General features: G+C 60.0%; 20 protein-coding genes. 11 read left to right on the forward strand and 9 right to left on the reverse strand.

Annotated elements, in window-relative coordinates; genetic code table 11:
• The 3 genes from kdsA to AC2FLX_RS09175 form a co-directional block, all read right to left on the reverse strand.
• Positions 1 to 820 (reverse strand): 3-deoxy-8-phosphooctulonate synthase (gene kdsA, locus AC2FLX_RS09165; protein ID WP_496875414.1); only part of this gene is annotated, 820 nt, incomplete at its 3' end.
• A gap of 5 nt (positions 821 to 825) precedes the next feature.
• Positions 826 to 2,403, reverse strand: coding sequence for a KpsE/RkpR family capsule polysaccharide export protein (locus AC2FLX_RS09170; protein ID WP_480749457.1), 1,578 nt, complete (start codon positions 2,401 to 2,403; stop codon positions 826 to 828).
• Entirely contained in the window at positions 2,381 to 3,040 is a 660-nt protein-coding gene (locus AC2FLX_RS09175; protein ID WP_480749456.1) for an ABC transporter ATP-binding protein, read from the reverse strand. The genes AC2FLX_RS09170 and AC2FLX_RS09175 overlap by 23 nt, the downstream gene beginning before the upstream one ends.
• Before the next feature lie 227 nt (positions 3,041 to 3,267).
• On the opposite strand from AC2FLX_RS09175, the gene AC2FLX_RS09180 reads away from it, so the two are divergent.
• Positions 3,268 to 3,858, forward strand: a complete 591-nt coding sequence (locus AC2FLX_RS09180; RefSeq protein ID WP_496744171.1) for a uracil-DNA glycosylase family protein — start codon at positions 3,268 to 3,270, stop codon at positions 3,856 to 3,858.
• The gene (locus AC2FLX_RS09185) at positions 3,851 to 4,639 is read left to right on the forward strand and encodes an SseB family protein (RefSeq protein WP_480749454.1); all 789 of its coding nucleotides are present in this window, start codon (positions 3,851 to 3,853) and stop codon (positions 4,637 to 4,639) included. The genes AC2FLX_RS09180 and AC2FLX_RS09185 overlap by 8 nt, the downstream gene beginning before the upstream one ends.
• A gap of 48 nt (positions 4,640 to 4,687) precedes the next feature.
• On the opposite strand, the gene yghU is transcribed toward AC2FLX_RS09185, so the two are convergent.
• Entirely contained in the window at positions 4,688 to 5,566 is an 879-nt protein-coding gene (gene yghU / locus AC2FLX_RS09190; protein WP_480749453.1) for a glutathione-dependent disulfide-bond oxidoreductase, read from the reverse strand.
• Between the two features lie 246 nt (positions 5,567 to 5,812).
• Between yghU and AC2FLX_RS09195 the strand changes: the two genes are divergently transcribed.
• Positions 5,813 to 6,328: a YHS domain-containing (seleno)protein gene (locus AC2FLX_RS09195; protein WP_480749452.1), complete on the forward strand. Its 516-nt coding sequence runs from the start codon at positions 5,813 to 5,815 to the stop codon at positions 6,326 to 6,328.
• A 259-nt stretch (positions 6,329 to 6,587) separates the two neighbouring features.
• On the opposite strand, the gene AC2FLX_RS09200 is transcribed toward AC2FLX_RS09195, so the two are convergent.
• Positions 6,588 to 7,163 (reverse strand): GcrA family cell cycle regulator, encoded by a 576-nt coding sequence (locus tag AC2FLX_RS09200; RefSeq protein WP_480749451.1) that lies wholly within the window; start codon positions 7,161 to 7,163, stop codon positions 6,588 to 6,590.
• A gap of 129 nt (positions 7,164 to 7,292) precedes the next feature.
• On the opposite strand from AC2FLX_RS09200, the gene AC2FLX_RS09205 reads away from it, so the two are divergent.
• Positions 7,293 to 8,096 carry an ABC transporter permease gene (locus tag AC2FLX_RS09205; RefSeq protein WP_496810491.1) on the forward strand — a complete coding sequence of 268 codons (804 nt, stop codon included), beginning with the start codon at positions 7,293 to 7,295 and terminating at the stop codon, positions 8,094 to 8,096.
• Here the strand turns inward: AC2FLX_RS09205 and AC2FLX_RS09210 are convergent.
• The 3 genes from AC2FLX_RS09210 to AC2FLX_RS09220 all read right to left on the reverse strand — a co-directional run bounded on the left by AC2FLX_RS09210 (position 8,093) and on the right by AC2FLX_RS09220 (position 10,761).
• Entirely contained in the window at positions 8,093 to 9,334 is a 1,242-nt protein-coding gene (locus AC2FLX_RS09210) for an MFS transporter (protein WP_480749450.1), read from the reverse strand. The two genes, AC2FLX_RS09205 and AC2FLX_RS09210, sit on opposite strands and share 4 nt — an antisense overlap.
• Positions 9,335 to 9,464: 130 nt before the next feature.
• Complete coding sequence (locus AC2FLX_RS09215; protein WP_496810487.1) at positions 9,465 to 10,343, reverse strand: DMT family transporter; 879 nt, start codon at positions 10,341 to 10,343, stop codon at positions 9,465 to 9,467.
• 52 nt (positions 10,344 to 10,395) lie between these two features.
• Positions 10,396 to 10,761 (reverse strand): MerR family transcriptional regulator, encoded by a 366-nt coding sequence (locus tag AC2FLX_RS09220; RefSeq protein ID WP_480749448.1) that lies wholly within the window; start codon positions 10,759 to 10,761, stop codon positions 10,396 to 10,398.
• Positions 10,762 to 10,835: 74 nt separating this feature from the next.
• On the opposite strand from AC2FLX_RS09220, the gene AC2FLX_RS09225 reads away from it, so the two are divergent.
• From AC2FLX_RS09225 to argF, 3 genes are all read left to right on the forward strand, one after another.
• The gene (locus AC2FLX_RS09225; protein WP_209598147.1) at positions 10,836 to 11,096 is read left to right on the forward strand and encodes a zinc ribbon domain-containing protein; all 261 of its coding nucleotides are present in this window, start codon (positions 10,836 to 10,838) and stop codon (positions 11,094 to 11,096) included.
• A 242-nt stretch (positions 11,097 to 11,338) separates the two neighbouring features.
• Positions 11,339 to 12,526 carry an aspartate aminotransferase family protein gene (locus AC2FLX_RS09230; RefSeq protein ID WP_496875415.1) on the forward strand — a complete coding sequence of 396 codons (1,188 nt, stop codon included), beginning with the start codon at positions 11,339 to 11,341 and terminating at the stop codon, positions 12,524 to 12,526.
• Positions 12,527 to 12,602: 76 nt separating this feature from the next.
• On the forward strand, positions 12,603 to 13,529 hold the full coding sequence (argF, locus tag AC2FLX_RS09235; RefSeq protein ID WP_496744182.1) for an ornithine carbamoyltransferase: 927 nt from the start codon (positions 12,603 to 12,605) through the stop codon (positions 13,527 to 13,529).
• Here argF and AC2FLX_RS09240 read toward each other — a convergent pair.
• A complete protein-coding gene (locus tag AC2FLX_RS09240; RefSeq protein WP_480749445.1) occupies positions 13,504 to 14,481 on the reverse strand; it encodes a LysR family transcriptional regulator in 978 nt (325 codons plus the stop codon). The two genes, argF and AC2FLX_RS09240, sit on opposite strands and share 26 nt — an antisense overlap.
• Before the next feature lie 103 nt (positions 14,482 to 14,584).
• Here AC2FLX_RS09240 and AC2FLX_RS09245 point away from each other — a divergent pair, with 103 nt between their 5' ends.
• From AC2FLX_RS09245 to AC2FLX_RS09260, 4 genes are all read left to right on the forward strand, one after another.
• The gene (locus tag AC2FLX_RS09245) at positions 14,585 to 15,562 is read left to right on the forward strand and encodes a sterol desaturase family protein (RefSeq protein WP_496744184.1); all 978 of its coding nucleotides are present in this window, start codon (positions 14,585 to 14,587) and stop codon (positions 15,560 to 15,562) included.
• Between the two features lie 62 nt (positions 15,563 to 15,624).
• Positions 15,625 to 16,620 (forward strand): 2-dehydropantoate 2-reductase, encoded by a 996-nt coding sequence (locus AC2FLX_RS09250; protein WP_496744186.1) that lies wholly within the window; start codon positions 15,625 to 15,627, stop codon positions 16,618 to 16,620.
• A 217-nt stretch (positions 16,621 to 16,837) separates the two neighbouring features.
• The gene (locus AC2FLX_RS09255; protein WP_496875416.1) at positions 16,838 to 17,839 is read left to right on the forward strand and encodes a helix-turn-helix transcriptional regulator; all 1,002 of its coding nucleotides are present in this window, start codon (positions 16,838 to 16,840) and stop codon (positions 17,837 to 17,839) included.
• A 121-nt stretch (positions 17,840 to 17,960) separates the two neighbouring features.
• A complete protein-coding gene (locus AC2FLX_RS09260) occupies positions 17,961 to 19,289 on the forward strand; it encodes a metal-dependent hydrolase family protein (protein WP_496811420.1) in 1,329 nt (442 codons plus the stop codon).
• Positions 19,290 to 19,308: the final 19 nt, after the last annotated feature.

Here is a 19,308-nt window from a genome sequence, read left to right on the forward strand (position 1 = left end):
GGTTGGCTTTGGCCAGCGTATCAAAGCGCATCAGGGTGGCAATCAGTTGCGGCATTTGATCCAGAGGGATCATGTTCGGCCCGTCCGACGGCGCGTTGTCCGGGTCCTGATGGGTTTCGATGAACACTGCGCCGATTCCCAGCGATACCGCCGCCCGCGCCATCACAGGCGCAAACTCACGTTGGCCGCCGGACGAACCGCCGCGCCCGCCGGGTTGTTGCACCGAATGGGTCGCATCCATCACCACCGGATACCCGGTCTGGGCCATTTGTGGCAGGGAGCGCATATCAGCCACCAGCGTGTTATAGCCGAACGAAGTGCCACGTTCGGTCAGCAGGATGTTGGTATTGCCAGTGCTTTCGATCTTTTCGACTATATTCGGCATCTCCCACGGCGCAAGAAACTGACCCTTTTTTACATTGACCACTGCGCCCGTATTACCCGCAGCCAGCAGCATATCCGTCTGGCGGCACAAAAACGCTGGGATCTGCAGGACGTCTACCGCCTCGGCGGCGATGGCACACTGCGCTTCGGTATGAACATCGGTCAGGACCGGTATGCCCATCGTCTTGCGGATACCATCCAGAACCTGCAACCCCGCATCAATGCCCATGCCGCGTTTTCCAGACAGCGAGGTCCGGTTCGCCTTGTCATAGCTGGCTTTGAAAACGTACTGCGCGCCAGCGGCTTCGCAGGCTTCTTTCATCTGCCCTGCGATCATCTGCGCGTGATCGGCGGTTTCAAGCTGGCACGGGCCCGCGATGATGGTGAGCGGAAGGTCGTTGCCCACTGTCAGATCGGCGATTTTTACATGTTTCATGAGTCTTACGAGGATACCTGTTCACGAAGGATCGACGCGGTAAGCGAGATCATGAGGTAGATACCAGCAAAAACCAGAAATGCCAAAATCGTATTTTCGAACTTGCGTGGATAGCTGGGATCATCGCTGGGCACGGGGTTTACGAACACCGTCAGATAGCGCACCTGACGGTTGGCCTCGATCCGGGTGGTTTCCATTTGCTGCAATGCTGTTTGCAGAATCAGATCCCGTGACGCCAGGTCGGCCTGTGCCATCTGAATGCGAACGTTCAGCTGTGCCAGCGAGTTCTCGCCGTTCGAGGCGTCGAGCATCTCGGCATTGAGCGATGCCAGCACCGCTTCCAGTCTTTGGATATCAGCCTGGGCACCGTCGACTTTGGCCTTGTTCGGGCGGGCGTTGTCCAGCAATGCGGCCAGTTCAAGCTCCTTGTCCTGCAACTGCACCTCGACCTGGTCGATCCGCGCGCGCAGGCTGGCAATCACGCTGGCCGGATCCAGTATCGCACCTTCCTGCTGCAATTGGACCAGTGCCTCCTGCGCGTTTCGACGTTCCGCCTGCGCCATTTCGAAACTGTCGCGCGCGTCCTTCATCTGGTCCTCGCGCTTCTGTTCGGACAGGTCGTTCACCCGTTCTTCGGCATACGAGATCAGTTTTTCGGAATACTCCGTGGCCACCAGCGGATCAGGGGCGATCACTTCCATCCGGATGACACCCTCGGTCGGGTCATAGCCAAGTTTCACTGATCGCTTGTAGATCTTGTAGGCCGCCTCGTTGCTGGCATCGCCAGGCAGGCGTTGTATCTCGTCGATCCAGGGTTGCTGGAACTGTGACTTGAACCCGACGTCGCGATCCAAAAGCAGCATTGCTTCTTTCGATTCCAGGAATGACTGGACCGAGATCGAATCCTGGCTGGTGGCGAACTGGGTGCCTGCAAACAGGCTGCCAACGCTGCCCAGTGCTCCGTCGGCTTGCAGGATGACAAATTCGGACTTGGTCGAATACATCGGCGTGGCGTAGCGATAAAAATAGGTTCCGACCAGCGCGGTGGGCAATATGACGAACATCGCCAGACGGGCCATAAGGCCGAACATCTTTCTGCGGCGACGCCGAGCAATATCGCGCTGAATCTTGCCGATCTCCATCTCGCGACGTTGCGACGGGCTGAGTTCGGTCGAGGGCAGGGTCTCGCGCCGCTCGCGGATGGTTTGCGGCAGCTGTATCCGGTCGCGTGGTTGTTCATCGTCGGACTGGGTTTGCGTAACCACCAGATCCAGCACGTTGGTTCGGCTAGTCGGGTCGATCCCTTTCTGCCGCAGCAAACGCACCGCGTCATAATCCGATGTTGCGGGCAGTTTGTGCTTTTGCGCCAGACGCCTTGCTACGCGCAACTGTCGCCCGGTCAGCCCCTCGCGCTTGATGGCCTCCAGTTCTTCACCCACCTGCGTCTCGGGTTCGTGCTGGCCCAATGCACGGCGAATCCGCTCGGCTGGTGAAAGCTGACCGGTTTCGTGTCCGTCCTCACCTGCGCCGGATGCCTGATCGCGCCGGATGCGATATTTCCTAGCCTTGGGTTTGGTAGTCATAAAGCTGCGTTGCCTCTTCCAAGGTTTCAAAGTGATAAAGCTTACCGTCCATCAGGACGGCAGCCTGATGCGCAAATTTCTCGAGAATCTGCGGGCTGTGCGACACGATCACGATGGTTGTCGTGCGCAACCGTTCCTGCAGGATCGACCCTGCTTTCTTGTTGAACTCCACATCCGTTGTTGCGGGCATCCCCTCATCGATCAAATACATGTCGAAATCCAATGCCAGCATCAACGCAAATGTGAACCGTGACCGCATGCCCGAGGAATAAGTGCCAAGTGGCTGGTCAAAATACTCGCCCAGATCGCACAGCCACCGGCAATAAGCCTCGACATAATCCGGGTCCATTCCATACAGCCTGGCGATATAGCGGGCGTTCTCCATGGCCGAGATGCGTCCGATTACGCCGCCCATGAATCCGAGCGGGAACGAGATGTTGCATTCGCGGCGGATAATACCCTCGTCCGGTTTTTCCAGCCCCGCCATCATGTTGATCAGCGTCGTCTTGCCTGTACCATTGGGGGCCAGAATGCCCAGAGATTTTCCCAGCTCGACCCGAAAGGAAACGCGGTCGAGGATCACCTTACGCTGGGTGCCCGTCCAGAAGGATTTGCTGACATTCTCGAATTCTAGCATCGTGCGTCTGCCGCTGGGTGGCCTCTGTTTTTGTCGGTGGGCGCGGACCCTGCCAGTGCAGGCCGCATGCCGGGTACACTTTTATCTTGGCCACATTATGTCGAAATGTGAAACAAATGATCAACGTGGGATTGATGCGTCCGGCCAATTGTGCGGTCGGGCATTGACCTGCCTCTAGCATTACGGGGCCAGACGGCACAAGTCGCCCCGATCGGGGAGACACTGCAATGACATCGACCGTGGCCCGGGAAATCAGCGCCTGTCGCCTGTGTGCCGACAAGTTCGCGGCAACGGCAACCGCGCATCTGCCGCGCCCGGTTGTCTGGTTCCGTCCCGGTGCGCGCATCCTGATCGCGGGGCAGGCTCCGGGCGCACGGGTCCATGCGTCGGGCCGCCCCTTCACCGATCCCTCTGGTGACCGGCTGCGCGACTGGCTTGGGCTGAACGAGGATATCTTTTACGACCTGTCCCGCGTTGCCGTGGTTCCGATGGCGTTCTGCTTTCCCGGGTACGATGCCCGCAATGCAGACCTGCCGCCACCGCCGATCTGTCGCCGCACCTGGCACGACCGAGTCATCGACGAGTTGGGAGAGATGCCTCTGACCGTTCTGGTTGGCGGCCACGCCCACAAATACCACCTGCGTGCCCGCGCCCCCGTCACCGAGACCGTTCGCAATTGGCGAGACCATGCGCCGCGGGTCTTTGCCTTGCCTCACCCGTCCTGGCGCAATACGGCATGGCTCAGGAAACACCCGTGGTTCGAGGCAGAGCTGCTGCCGGTGCTGCGCGCCCGGGTGCAGGAGGTTCTGAATGACTGAAACAACTGCCCTGGACGTCGCTCATGCGGCAATCGAGGCCACCCCCGACAGCGACGCCGCCCGTTTGCGCTTCTATGAAAGGTTGGCCGACAGCGAACTGTTTCTGATGCTGACCAAAGAGGCGCAGGGTGAAAACATCTCGCCCGAGCTTTTCGACGTGGCGGATGGCCGCTTCGTGCTGGCTTTCGACCGCGAGGACAGGCTGGCGCAATTCGCCGGGCGTCCCGCCCCCTATGCGGCATTGTCGGGACGGGTGCTGTCGTCGATGCTGGCGGGGCAGGGTATCGGTCTGGGTCTGAACCTCGAAGTTGCCCCATCCTCGATCCTGATCCCGGCCGAAGCGCTGGCGTGGCTCAGCGATGCGCTCGGCCACGAACCCGACGAGGTATCGGCGCGAATCACTCGGTTTCTCGCCCCGAAGGGCTTGCCGGATGTCCTGATCCAGGCGCTCGACGTCAAGCTTGCGACTGCGGCCGGGTTGGTCCAACGCGCGTATCTGGTCGGGACCGAAGACGAAACTGGCACCCGCGGGCACCTTCTGGCCTTTGTCGGTGCTGTAGATGGCGCGGAGGGGGCTTTGGCCAAGGCCGCCTCCGAGGCTTTGACCTTTTCCGGCATCGAGGCTGGGACAATGGATGTCGGGTTCTTCTCCGCCTCTGACAGCGCTGTTGAAAAGCTGGCGAAGACGGGCTTGTGTTTTGATCTGACTCAGCCCGAGACGCCGCAGCCTCTGCGTCCGGCACCGGGCAGCGACCCGTCCAAGCCGCCGATCCTCAAGTAACGCTCGGCGCATCATAACAACTGGGCGCTTCCAGCAGCGGTCGGGCGGTTATTCCGCCGCGTCCTCCAGCTTGTCCTGCGTGCGGGTTTCGAAATCCGACGCCGCGTGCCGCTCGCGCAACTGGAACTTCGGCTCGCCTGATGTCTTGTTGACCATGCGGCCCCGGCTCACCGCCGGGCGGGCATCGATCTGCCTGGACCAGCGCATCACGTTCTCATAGCTTTCCGCATCCAGAAATTCGGCCGCGCCATAGTTTCGGCCCAGCACCAGTTGTCCGTACCAGGGCCAGATCGCCATGTCCGCAATCGAATAGTCTTCACCAGCGATATAGGTCTTGTTCGCCAACTCCCGATCCAGCACATCCAACTGCCGTTTGACCTCCATGGCAAAGCGGTTGATCGGATATTCCCATTTCTCCGGCGCATAGGCGTAGAAATGACCAAAGCCGCCGCCCAGATAGGGCGCGCTGCCCATCTGCCAGAACAGCCAGTTCATCACCTCGGTGCGCGCCGGGCCGCTTGCAGGCAGGAAAGCCCCGAATTTTTCGGCCAGATGAAACAGGATCGAACCGCTCTCGAATACCCGCACCGGTTCATCCCCGGACCGGTCGACGAGCGCAGGGATCTTTGAATTCGGATTGATCTCGACAAAGCCCGAACTGAACTGGTCGCCGTCCCCGATCTGGATCAGCCACGCATCGTACTCGGCGCCTTCGTGCCCCTGCTCCAGAAGCTCTTCAAGCATGACCGTCACCTTCACCCCGTTCGGTGTGGCCAGCGAGTAAAGCTGTATCGGATGTTTGCCTACCGGCAGGTCCTGGTCATGGGTCGCGCCGGCTATGGGACGGTTGATATTGGCGAATTGCCCGCCGTTTTCCCGGTCCCACACCCAGATCTTCGGGGGAGTATAGCTGGTTAGATCGCTCATTCTGCGCCTCTTCGAGTTGTTCGTGCCACCGGGTGCCTCTTGCTCAGTTAATATTTCATTTTTCTATGTCTACCCCCAGAGGTGGAATAAAAAAGCTGTAACATATCCCGATTTCAGCTCACGAAACTTCTTTGCCCGTCACAGAGCCGCGAGGCCCTCTTCGTTCCCGGCCCGAAATGCATATTGTCCTCGCAGATCAACCGACGCCGCCACACGGCGCATTGGAAAACCGAAAGGACCGATTTGATGAAACGTCTTCTTGCTGCGCTGGCCGCCACGGCCGCCTTTGCCATTCCTGCCTATGCCGGCCCGCAATATGTTGACGGAACCGGCTACGCCGCGTCCGGCTATGATGTCGTCGCCTATCGCGATCTGGCGCAATCGGCCGTCGGTCAGGCGCAGCCCGAAGGCGTCAAGGGCAACGCCGCCTTCACCGCCGAATACAACGGCGCCACCTGGGCTTTCGTCTCCGAGGAGAATCGCGAAAAGTTTCTTTCAAATCCAGAACATTTCGCGCCGCAATACGACGGCCATTGCGCCTATGGCGTGTCGCGCGGCGGCAAGGTTCCGGGCAACCCGAACCTGTGGCGCATCGTGGATGACAAGCTTTATCTCAACATCACCAAGAACGTTGTCGGTTTCTGGGAAGAGGATATCCCCGGCAACATCAATCTGGCCCAGGGGAACTGGCCGGGCATCGAGCCCGATGCCGCATCGACCAATGTGATCCCGAATTTCACCTCCAGCGCTCCGACCAAGTAAATCGGCTGAATGTGAGTAACGAGTGTACGCCCGGGCGTACTGCCCGGGCTTTTTATGTCTGCAACTCAGTCAGGCTGCGTCTGTTTCATTCTAGTCCCAAATACCCCGGGGGTGAATTGCCCGCAGGGCAAGAGGGGCAGCGCCCCTGATTTCCCCAAAAGGGGCGCGACGCGTTCAAGCAACCTTCCTGTTCAGTAATGCCCTGCAACAAAACCACGCCGAAAACCGGAGTAGTTCATTGTCTGGTTGTGGAAAGGTTTCAGCGCCGCCTGTCGCGGCGGGCGCTCATTGGCTGAAAGGCCACGCCCACATGCGCCTCGCAATAGGGTTTTCCCTGTTCCACAGGCAGGCCGCAGAACCAGAAATCCTCGGTCGCCGGATCGCCGACGGGCCATTTGCAAGTCCGCTCGGTCAATTCCATCAGTGTCAGCTTCTTGGCCTTTTTTTCGATCTCGTTGACCTTGGCCAGTGCTTCGGGGCTGATTTCATTGGCCGAAGGTTGCGGCGGCAGCGGTTGGCCCGCCGGGATGATCTGGCGGCGCGGCGGTGTGGCCGGTTTGGTCTCGACCGCAGGCGCCGGGGCTGGGCGCGCCGGTTCGGTCTTGGGGGCGGGTTTCGGTTTTGCTTCGGCTTTCGGGGCGGGGGTCGGTTTTTCCTTGGGTTCCGGTTTGGCCGCAGCTGCGCCCGTAGTGCGGTTCGACAGGCCCAGACGATGCACCTTGCCGATTACCGCGTTGCGGGTGACCCCACCTAATTCCTTGGCGATCTGGCTGGCCGACTGGCCTTCGCCCCACATTTTCTTGAGCAGCTCTACACGCTCGTCAGTCCAGGACATGGGTTGCCTTTCAAAAGCGGGAAAGCGGCCCCCTTGATCGCGGCCGCCTTCGGAATTCGTCATAGGCCCCTATTCTAATCACTGTGCGCCGAGTTACAAGCTGTCTTCGAATCGGATGAGGGGCGGATGATGCAGAATTTCGTCGATCGGGGCGCACCACGCTTTGGCCGCTGCAACTGGATCGGTCTCTATACGCTGGCGCAGCGCGAAGTGCAGCGATTTCTCGCGGTTTGGACCCAGACCTTGCTGGCGCCACTGGTGACCGCCGGGCTGTTCCTGCTGATCTTCAACATCGCAATCGGGCCCGGGCGCCCCGATGTGATGGGAGTGCCATTCCTGACCTTCCTGGCTCCAGGCATTATGATGATGACGGTGATCCAGAACGCCTTTGCCAACACCTCGTCGTCAATGGTGATAGCCAAGGTGCAGGGCAATATCGTCGACACGCTGATGCCGCCGCTCTCGCCGCTGGAAATTCTGCTGGGCTATCTTGCCGGGGGCGTTGCCCGCGGCGTCCTGATTGCGCTGGCCGTCAGCATCGCATTGGCGCTGGTGCTGGGAATGATTCCGTACCATCCGCTCGTCGCCCTTGCCTTTGTCATCCTCGGCGGCGCCTTCATGGGTGCACTTGGCCTATTTGCCGGGATCTTTGCCAACAAGTTCGACCAGATGGCGGCGATCACCAACTTCATCGTTACGCCGCTGGCCTTCTTGTCCGGCACCTTCTACTCGGTCGAAGCGCTGCCGCCGGTACTGAACCGGCTGTCCCATGCCAATCCGGTTTTTTACCTTATTGACGGGCTGCGCTTCGGGATGATCGGCGTTTCCGACAGCTCTCCTTTTGTGGGTCTGGTGATCTGCACGCTGGCGACTGTCGCGGTTTGTTGCGTGACATGGCAGATGATCAGAACCGGATACCGGCTCAAATCCTAGGCGGTTTCCGGCTCGGCCAGCGTACCCGGCAGCAACGCTATGCGCGGTCGTCCAAGCCTGGGATGCAGGCGCGCCGCGACCTGCCAGGCACCGAACAGCGCAAGACCACCGGCGGCAAAAACGCCCGCAACCGGTGCTACCAGCAAGACCACCGAGGCAACGCCAGGTGTCAGAATGCCCGAGACATCGCGATAACTGGAATAGATCGCCGACATCTCGGTGCGCTCGGACGGTTTGACTGCCAGCAGGAATGGCAGTCCGGCACAGATATCCAGCACGATCAACCAAACCGAGCCGAGGACCAAACTGGTTACCGACACGACGGGCCAGCCCGACAACACGCCCGCCCCGGCGAAACAGGCCGCGCAGGCCAGAAACCCGATACGGACCGCGCTGCGCAGCGACCGCCCCTGCACCCAGCGCAGGATCAGCGGCGCTGCAAACAGCATGGCGTTGGTCAGCGACAACAGGATGCCGCCCAGCTGCTCACCTAACCCGTTTTCGATGGCAAAGATTGGCAGATAGACCACATAAATCCACCAGCCGCAGGACCGGATCATGGCAAACATGTACCCGGCAACCAGCCGCGGCTGCGCGAAAAAGCGCGGCAGAAAGGCCAGTGGATTTCGTGCCGGACCGCGCGCTTTTGCGATCAGCTTGCCGTTGCCCAGCCTCAGCCACCAAAACACCGCCAGCATCAGGATCGCTGCCGTACCGCTTATGACAAACGGGGCAGGTGGCCAGACCTCCATCAATAGCACCCCGGCCATCGGCCCGGCTGTCCAGCCCAAAGCGCTATAGAACATCCGGCTCGTTTCGCATCTTCCCAGCTCGATCCGATCGATATAGTCCAGCACATAGGCGTTGAAGCAGATGAAGGTGACAACTGCGGCCACCGTATTGCAGGCCAGCGCCGCCATGACGGTTTCAGGCGTGCCCTGAATGGCAAGACCGGCCCCGGTGACATAGAGTAGCGTACCGCCCGTATAGGCCCAGCGGCGCGGGATGAAACGGATGGCAAAAGGTACCATCAGACCTGCGGACAGCGAGGCGATGCCAACCAGGAAATACAGAAACGAGACCTGTGCCGCATCCTGCAGCGCCCGGTACAGCACCAGGGGAAAGACCGAGATCAGAATGCCGCGCACAACCGCTTCGAGACCGGCAAGGATGCCGAAATCGCGAACGGATGGGGCAGGAGCGTGGCGAACCCACTCGGGAATGCGTCTTTCGTGCATGTGGCAATCTTTCTAACCAACAAGCGCCAAAATTGCCGGATTGCACCATTGCTTCATCAACAATTGCGACATGGGCGTCGCGCATGGACCCGGATTTCGGGAATTTTACTGGGTTGCGTGGAACATAAGCTTAGCGGCGTCTCGCTTCTCGCCAGACCAGGATAAGCGCGCTTATCAGGATGATCGCGGCCCCCGTGACCGTGACCAGATCGGGAACGACAGAAAAGGCAGCAAAGTCATAACACGCAGCAAAGATCAGCGTGGCATAGCTGATCGGCGCCACGAAAGAGGCATCGGCACGCGCCATACCATTGACGAAACAGAATTGCGCACAAGCCATCAAAACGCCAACGCCCGCCAGCGCCGCCCATTGGGCGGGCGTGGGTTCGTGCCAGACGAATAGCACGGCCACCGACGCAATGGTCAGGCCCATCGCGTTGTTGATCAGCAGAACCTGCAACGCGATCTCGCGCCCCGCCAGCTTTTTGATGAAAATCAGCTCCATTCCAATCACTGCCGCTGCCGTCAGCGCTAGCAGAGCCGCAGGCTGAAAACTCGCCGGCGTAGGGCGCAGCAGAACCAGTGCCCCGATAAGCGCGACACCTGCCGCCAGCCAGCGCCACGGGCCAACCCGCTCGCCCAAAAGTGGGATTGCCAGCACCATGCCGAATACCGGGTTGAGAAAGGAAATCGCGGTGGCGTCCGCCATCGGAATGTAGGCGACCGAAGCAAACATCAGCGTCACACCGGCCCAGCCGAAACTCGTCCGGCCCAGATGCAGCCTCCAATGGGGCCGCGTCAGGTGTGGGCGGAACGCCGCCACCGCCATAACGATAACCAGAAAAGCGAACAGAAACCGCCCGTGACTGATCTGCATCGCGTGCAAGGGAGGCCCGAGTGTATCCGTCCCCAAGGCCTTGGCCAACAGCGTCGTCGCCGCGATAAAGGCGGTCGCGACAAAGATCAGCCCTGCGGCCAAAGCAGGATTTTGCGCCTTCGGGGTGAACATGGGCGAAAGCGGTGCGCCAAAAAAGGGGCCTTGGCAAGACGCAATTCAGCGCTCAGCGCAAAACCGGTGGGGCCGCCAGCGCCGCCTTGGCTTGTTTGAGGCTGTCCAAAAAACGCTCTGCCCGTGCGATCCGTGCTTCGACCTCGTCAATCCGGTCCTGCAAAAACGCCTCGCCGTCAAAGCTGTCGGGATCGGCGGCGTCCAACTGCCCCAGCAACATGACCAGTTCTGCAATGCTAATGCCTGCCGCCTGTGCATCGGCAATTTGCTCCAGCGTGATCAGCGCGTCTTCGGGATAGTCGCGATAGCTGTTGGTGTTGTCCGGACCCGGGCCTGACCGGATCAACCCCTGCCGTTCATAAAACCTCAGCGTGTCACGGCTCAGCCCGCTGCGCCGCGCAAGTTCCCCGATCCGCATGTTTCAAAACCGTTGACTCAACTCCATGGTTTTGATCCTATGTCAGACAGTCATTATCTGCAAGGACAAGCACCATGGGTCCCAAATGCCAAAGTTGCGGCATGCCGCTGTCAAAAGATCCCCAGGGCGGCGGGTCCGAAGCTGACGGCGGGCGAAGCACGCGTTACTGCTCGCTGTGTTACGAAAACGGTGCGTTCCGCCATCCCGACGCATCGCTGGAAGAGTTCCAGTCTCATTGCGTCGATGCCCTTGTCGCCAAAGGCATGCCCCGCATCCTTGCCTGGGCTTTCACCCGCGGCATGGGCAAGCTCGACCGCTGGCGCTCGGCGGGATGATCCGACGGCAATTTTGACCCGGCGGCAATAATAGGGTTTTCAGGCAGTCTTTTCGCGGCTATAGAGCGGCCATGATCAAACGCGCACATATCCAGCTGCTCCGACGCCGACGCCTCTCTGCGTAATCGGCCTGTTTGATCCCATGTGCCTGCCAAATTGGCACAAATCTCACCAAATCTGTTGACGAACCGGGCCTTCGTGTATCACTCACGAGGCTCAAACGACCCGAAAAGGATGATCCCATGATCCCGTCCGTTCTGCCGACCTATAACCGCGCGCCCTTGTCATTTGTAAAGGGCGAAGGCGCCTGGCTGACCGAGGCGGATGGCCGACGTTTTCTCGACCTCGGCGCAGGGATCGCGGTGAACGCGCTGGGCCACGCCCATCCGGCGCTGGTGGCCGCCCTGACGGAACAAGCCCATGCGCTGTGGCATGTCTCGAACCTCTACAACATCCCGCAACAGCAGGCACTGGCAGACAAGCTGGTCGAACACACCTTTGCGGATACGGTTTTCTTTACGAATTCCGGTACCGAAGCCTGTGAACTGGCCGTGAAAATGGCCCGCAAGTATTTCTATGACAAAGACCAGCCCGAACGGGTTGAGATCATCACCTTCGACGGCTCCTTCCATGGCCGGTCGTCGGCGGGCATCGCTGCGGCCGGGTCCGAGAAGATGACCAAAGGCTTTGGCCCGCTTTTGCCGGGCTTTGTCCACGTCACCTTTGGCGATCTCGACGGTGTCACCGACGCCATCACGGAAAATACCGCAGCCATCCTGATCGAACCGATACAGGGCGAGGGTGGCATCCGCCCCGTACCCGATGCCGAACTCAAGGCCCTGCGTGCCATTTGCGACGAACACAGTCTGCTGCTGATCCTGGACGAGGTGCAATGCGGCGTCGGTCGGACCGGCAGGCTCTTCGCCCATGAATGGGCCGGGATCACCCCGGATATCATGATGGTCGCCAAAGGCATCGGCGGTGGTTTCCCCCTCGGCGCTGTGCTGGCAACCGAAGATGCGGCGTCCGGTATGACCGCAGGCACGCATGGCTCCACCTATGGCGGCAACCCGCTGGGCTGCGCCGTGGGCTGTGCGGTGATCGATCAGGTCGCCACACCCGCCTTTCTCGAAGGTGTCAACCGCAAGGCCGGCCTGTTGCGCCAGAAACTCGAAGGCCTGGTCGCCGATCACCCCGAGGTCTTCGAAGAGGTGCGCGGATCGGGCCTGATGCTCGGCCTGAAATGCAAGGCGCCAAATATAGATGTGGTCAATGCGGGCTATGACAATCTGGTCATCACCGTCCCCGCCGCCGACAACGTCATCCGCCTGCTGCCGCCCCTGACCCTGACCGAGGATGACATCGCCCAGGCCATGATCCGCCTCGAAAAGGCCGCCAATCAGATCGAAACACAGCTCGCAACTGCCTGAGCTTCATCTTTTCCCAAATACTCCGGGGGTGTGGGGGCAAGGCCCCCACCGCCCGACCAGCCAAAAGCGAAGCGATATGAACCATTTTCTCGACATCCACAAAACCGATGCCACCGCGTTGCGGTCCATGATCGATCAGGCGGGCGCGATGAAACAGGCGCGTCTGGGCCGTCCCAAGGCCGCCCCTGATGACGAACAGCCGCTGAAAGACCGCATGGTCGCGCTGATCTTCGAAAAGCCCTCCACCCGGACGCGCGTGTCCTTTGACGTTGGCGTGCGCCAGATGGGCGGCCAGACCATGGTGCTGTCAGGTAAGGACATGCAGCTGGGTCACGGCGAAACCATTGCCGATACGGCCCGTGTGCTGTCGCGCTATGTCGACATGATCATGATCCGCACCTTTGATGAGACCATCCTGACCGAGATGGCCGAATATTCCGACGTGCCCGTCATCAACGGCCTGACCGATCGCACCCATCCCTGCCAGATCATGGCCGATGTTTTGACGTTCGAGGAACACCGCGGCCCCATCGCGGGCAAGAAAGTGGTCTGGACCGGCGATGGCAACAATGTCTGCGCCTCGTTCCTGCACGCCGCCGGTCAATTCGGCTTCGATCTGACCTTCAGCGGCCCGGCCCAGCTTGACCCTGAAGAAGAGTTCATGGGTTTTGCCCGACAGAAGGGTTCCAGAGTCGTCATCGAACGGGACCCGCACAAAGCGGTCGAGGGCGCTGATCTGGTGGTTGCCGACACCTGGGTTTCGATGCATGACAGTCAATCCGCCAAGGAACGTCGTCACAACATGCTGCGCCCCTATCAGGTCAACGCGGAACTCATGTCACATGCCAAACCTGACGCGCTGTTCATGCACTGCCTGCCCGCACATCGTGAGGAAGAAGCAACCTCCGAGGTCATGGACGGGCCGAACTCGGTCATCTTCGATGAGGCCGAGAATCGCCTGCACGCGCAAAAGGCCATCATGCGCTGGTGTCTGGAGCAGTGATCGGGGATTGCCCGGCCGTCGCGCCGGGCATAACCAATGCCTGCGCCTCCGGCCCTGCGAACCAGTCGTGCAGCGCCGTCTCTATTACCTGAACCACCTTGCGCGGAGGACCTTCGGCCCTCCCCGAAACCAGATGCAAACCGGGCAGACCGCCGCCCAGCGGTCGCGCAACCAGCGGATCACCTGCATAGCTCAGCATCGTTTTGGGGCGCATGTTCAATACGGCGATACCCAACCCGGCCCCGACCAGCGCCCGCACCATTTCCAGCGTGCTGGCCGTGGCAGCGATGTGCGGCTCTATCCCGGCCCGCCGTAGCAAACCACGCACATAAGGGCCTGCAAGCGGCAGATCCAACACCACCATCGGCTGTCCCGTCAAAGCTTGCGGATCGATCTCTGCGTCTGCGGCCAGGGCATGGCCCTCGGGCAGCAGCACGTAGGGCGGCAAATCCAGCAGCGGACGCGTTTCCACACCGGCCAGCAACTCGTCTCCGGCAAAGATGCTGATATCCAGCCTGCCCTCCAGCAAACCGGTTTGCGCGGTGATGTTGTCGCATTCACGCAAATCAAGCGTGATATTCGGGTGCCTTGCCAGCAGTGGGTTCAGAATGGCTGGCAGAAACGCGGGCGCGGTGGGGGCGTAATAACCGATATGCAATTTGCCCTGTAGCGCATGACCCAACGCGTACCCTTCATGCATGACGTCGCCATAGCTCTCAATCAGCCCACGCACCCGCGCAGCCAGCGCCTGACCAGCCGGGGTTGGCGCTATGCCCCGGGCCCGTGCGCGCCGGACCAGCGTTGTGCCGAACTCGGCCTCAACCCGGTCCAGCGCAGCGGCAACTGCCGATGGTGCCAGATTCAATACCTCTGCCGCGCCGGCGATTGATCCGGTTTCGACCGCAACCATGAAAGACCGCAGCATGCGCAACGACAGGCGCAATTCATCCATATCCAGGCCCAATTCGATTTTTCTGTTCTTATTCTCCAATATTTTCTGTTTTTCATGGGAAGTCAAAGCTGTCACGGTGTGCTGCATCCGTACGGAGCCTCCGATGACCAAACCGCAGTTGCCCGGATGGGCTCACATTCCGGAAACGCCAATTCTGGTTTCTCCATTCTTTTCATGGCCGCCTGACCCGCGCCGCATGGTGCGCTGGGTTACCGCGCGGTGGCTTGGCGTCGCCGAGAACGTGATCGTGCTGGCGCTGGCCATGATCAGCTGGATCTGGCTGACGCCTTCGCTTGACCGTATGGTCACCCTGTCACCGGATTGGATTGCGCTCATCTGGCTGCGCAACATCGGGCTGATGCTGCTGGTTGCTGGCGGGCTGCACCTGTTCTTCTTCGGTCGCAAACTGCAGGGTGACCGCCTGAAATTCGACCCGCGCCCGCTGTCGGACAAGGGGCGGCAGTTCAGCTTTTCCAATCAGATACATGACAACATGTTCTGGAGCCTGACTAGCGGTGTCGGCTGCTGGACGCTCTGGGAAGTGGCAATATTGCATGGCATGGCGCGCGGCTGGCTGCCGGTGTTCATGCCGTCAGACCACCCCTTTCTCTTCGTGTTGATCCTGCTGCTGACACCGGTCTGGATTTCGTTCCACTTCTACTGGATTCATAGGGTGTTGCATTGGGGGCCGCTCTATCGGCTGGCGCATGCTCTGCATCATCGCAACGTCAATGTTGGTCCGTGGTCCGGTCTGTCCATGCACCCTGTCGAGGCACTATTCTTTTTCTCCTCCGTTGTGATCCACCTGATCGTACCGTCGCACCCCATGCACGTCCTGTTCCACCTGTTCCATCAGGGCCTGACGGCAGCCAGTTCGCATACCGGTTTCGAAAGCCTGTTGGTGCGCGATCGCAAAACTTTGGCGCTGGGTACCTTCCACCACCAGATGCACCACCGCTACTTTGAGGTGAACTATGGCAATCTGGAAATGCCATGGGACCTCTGGTTCGGCACCTTCCATGACGGTACACCCGAAGCCCACACCCGCCTAAAAGACCGCCGCCAGCGCCGCTCGCAATAGCCCCGTTGCCTTGGCGCCGGATTCACCCAATGATAGCGCCGGGGAAAGGGGGACACGGGGGCATGCACATAACCATCGCGGGCGCGGGCAGCATCGGCTGTTTTTGCGGCGGATTGCTGGCGGCAAGTGGCCATGACGTCACGCTGCTGGGCCGTTCGCGCATCCTCGACCGGATCGAAGAGCACGGTCTCACGGTCACCGATTTCTCGGGACTCAAGCTGACCGTCCCGGTCGACCGTCTTACCCTGACGACGGATCCCGCCTGCATGGCGCTGGCCGATGCCGTTATCGTCACCGTGAAAAGCGGCGCAACCCAAGAGATGGCGGACCTGATCGGCCAATACGCGCTGGCCATCACCCCGGTGCTGTCCTTCCAGAACGGTCTTGCAAATGCCCGGATGCTCCGCGCGCATTTGCCCAAACGGGATATCCGCCCCGCGATGGTGCCGTTCAACGTGGTCCCCACCGGCCCGGCGACCTGGCATCGGGCGACATCGGGCGATATCATGATAAAGGGCGGTCCGGGCGATTTGGCCTGGAAGTTGTCGGTGCCATACCTGCCGATTGTCGAGACCACTCGGATCGAAGCGGTGCAATGGGGCAAGCTGGTGATCAACCTCAACAACGCGCTCAACGCCCTGTCCGGGCTGACCCTGCGCGAACAGTTGCTGGACCGGGAGTGGCGGCGGCTGATGGCCGACCAGATGGCCGAGGCGCTGGGCGTGCTGAAAGCCGCCCGCATCGAGGTGGCTTCGCACACGCCGGTGCCTGCCTGGATGGTGCCTCATATCCTGCGCCTGCCCACGCCGGTCTTTACCCGGATCGCCGCGCAGATGCTGACCATCGACCCCAGCGCGCGCACGTCGATGGCATATGACCTCAAGGCGGGGCGCCCAACCGAAATCGACAGCCTGCAGGGCGAGATCATCCGGCTGGGCGAAGTGCATTCCGTCCCGACCCCGATCTGCAACAGGGTCGCCACGCTGATCCGCGACGCCTCACGATCGGGCAACCGCAACCCCGGTCTCGACTCTGCGTGGATTGCGGCGGTGAATTGAAATCCAGCACTCAAATGCCTTGGCATTTCGGTTATAGGTGTGGGTGATCTGGGTGTCCTATGGGCCGTCGGTTCGTCCCGTGCCAAAATACTGGCAAATACGGACATCTTAATGCAAAATTGGTCGATCCGGCCTGCCAATCGTGCCGTACGACAAGGTCGGCTGCGATCAGACAACGACGAAGTATGCCTTTTTCGTATTCAGAGTTGCGTTTACGATGATTATGCAATCGACACGGTCCGCAAGGATTATTCCCCATATTCGGGCATTGTCCCGGGCCGGGTTGAATGTCGAACACGCCTTCGCCCGAAACGGTTTGCCGACACTCGCGCTTGAGCGTCCCGACGTCAGATTGTATTCGCCACGTACTTACCGAGTTCTGCACGATCTCGGAAGGCGTGAGGGATTCGCAAACCTGGGTTTTTACGCCTCGTCCGAACAAAAGTTCGAAGCTTTCGAAGACCCCTTCAAAAGCTGGGTCGCCGGGGCGCTATCCGTCTGGCAGGCGCTGTTGCGTTTTTTTGTCGCCCTGAACATCGTCAACCCCACCAGATGCGGCGCAATTCAGATCCGGAACCAGACAGCGGTCGTCATCATAACGGTGGCGGATCCGCGGCCAAATTCGACGTGGTTGAACTATTCGGACTGGAACTGTGTGTGGATCATCGTTCAGATCATGCGCAGTGTACTTGGCCCGGATTTCGCGCCTGACTCCGTGGCCGTGATGTCAACATGGGCCAGCCCTGCGGAAATCGACAGACTATTGCCGGGAACCCGGGTGTCATGCGGTTGTCCTCAACTCGAGGTCAGGTTTCCCGGGGCGCTCCTTTCGCGCAGATTTGCTGCAGTCACCTCGACCCCACCGGGTCCGGGGCATTTGTATGAGACGGCGAAATCGCAGCCGTCGCGAACATTGGGCGAAGTGCTGAGGCCCTATCTTCTTGACGGGCAAGTCCAAAACTTGGCAGAGTTTTCGGCAATCCTCGAAGTCAGTCCGCGCACCCTGCAACGCAAGCTCAAGGGAAACGGCCTGACGTTTTCGGCATTGTTGACGCAGGAAAGAACCCGGTTGGCGATGGATATGTTGCGCGACCGCAGCCTGTCGCTGGCCGATATCAGTACGGCCTTGGGCTACTCAGAACAATCAAGCTTTACCCGTGCATTCAGCAGGACAATGGGTATCGCCCCGGGCGCATGGCAAGGCCTCTACACGCATTGACTTGTCGGAATGGTTTGCCACTTCAGTGGCGCGAAATGTCAATACAAATACCAGCCAACGTAGCACAGTGAACGAAACGTCTCGTTTGATGGCGCAAATTCTCTACCAACAGGAGATGCTAATGAAATGCTTGGTTCTTTCAGTTATTGCAGCAGCGACCGCATCGCTGGCATCCGCGCAAGAGGATGCCGGACAAGTTCTTTTCACGAATGTACATGTGTTTGACGGGGTCAGCGACACCAGGATTGAAAATGCCAACGTGCTTGTCGAAGGAAACCTGATCAGAAAGTTTTCGACCGAGGCAATCGATGCCGCCGGGGCCACGGTGATCGACGGCGGGGGGCGCACGCTGATGCCGGGCTTGTCCGATACACATACCCACATTGCCTTCGGCTCGCTCAGCCAGGTGAATTTCCTGGTTGGCCTCGAAGGCTACAACTACATTCACTCGACCATCGACGCCGAAGCTATGCTGATGCGCGGCTTCACCTCGATCCGGGACATGGGCGGAAACACATTCAGGCTGAAAAAAGCCATCGACGAGGGGCTGGTTCCGGGGCCGCGGATTTATCCGGCCGGTGGTGCGATCAGCCAAACTGCCGGACACGGCGATTTCCGCTTTCCAAATCAGGCGAACCCCAGCTTTGGCGGCGATCTGGCAGCCCCCTACAAGCAGGGTCACGGCTTCCTGGTCGATGGGGTGCCTGCAGTACTTGCGGCGGTGCGCGAGAACCTGAAATTTGGGGCTTCGCACATCAAGGTGATGGCCGGTGGCGGCTACAGCTCGCCGGCGGACCCTCTGTTGGGTAACCAGTTCACGTTTGAGGAAATCAAGGCCGCTGTCGATACAGCTGCCGATTGGGGCACCTATGTCACCGTACACGCCTATCACCCCAGCGCCATCGAGCGGGCGATCAACGCAGGTGTCAAGGATGTCGGCCACGGCCAGCTTCTGACCAAGGAAATCTTGCAGCGCATGGCGGAAGAGGGCGTGTTCCACAGCACCCAGCCCTTTACCGTCTGCAACGAACCGCAGTTGGACGATTTCTCGAACGCCAAGCTGGCTCAGGTCTGCGAGGGTGCCGCCAATGTTTATCAATGGGCCAAGGAAATTCCGAACCTCAAGGTGACCTACGGTACCGATTTGTTCTTTGTCCCTGCCGAAATGTTCGAGGAGCAGGCAAAAATGATGGAACGCCTTCTACCCTGGTACAAGCCGGTGGAAATTCTGCGCATGGCGACCAGCACGGCCGGGGAACTGTTCGCCTTCAGCGGCGATATGCGCAATCCCTATCAGGAAGGCACCCTGGGCACAGTCGCCGAAGGTGGATATGCCGATCTACTGCTTGTGGATGGCAACCCACTCGAGGACCTGAGCGCGGTGACGAACCACGAGAACCTCAGGATCATCATGAAAGACGGAGTGATCCACAAGAACACGCTGAACTGAACTGCCAACAGACGACTCA

The sequence above is a fragment of the Ruegeria sp. YKSF57 genome, assembly GCF_059612585.1.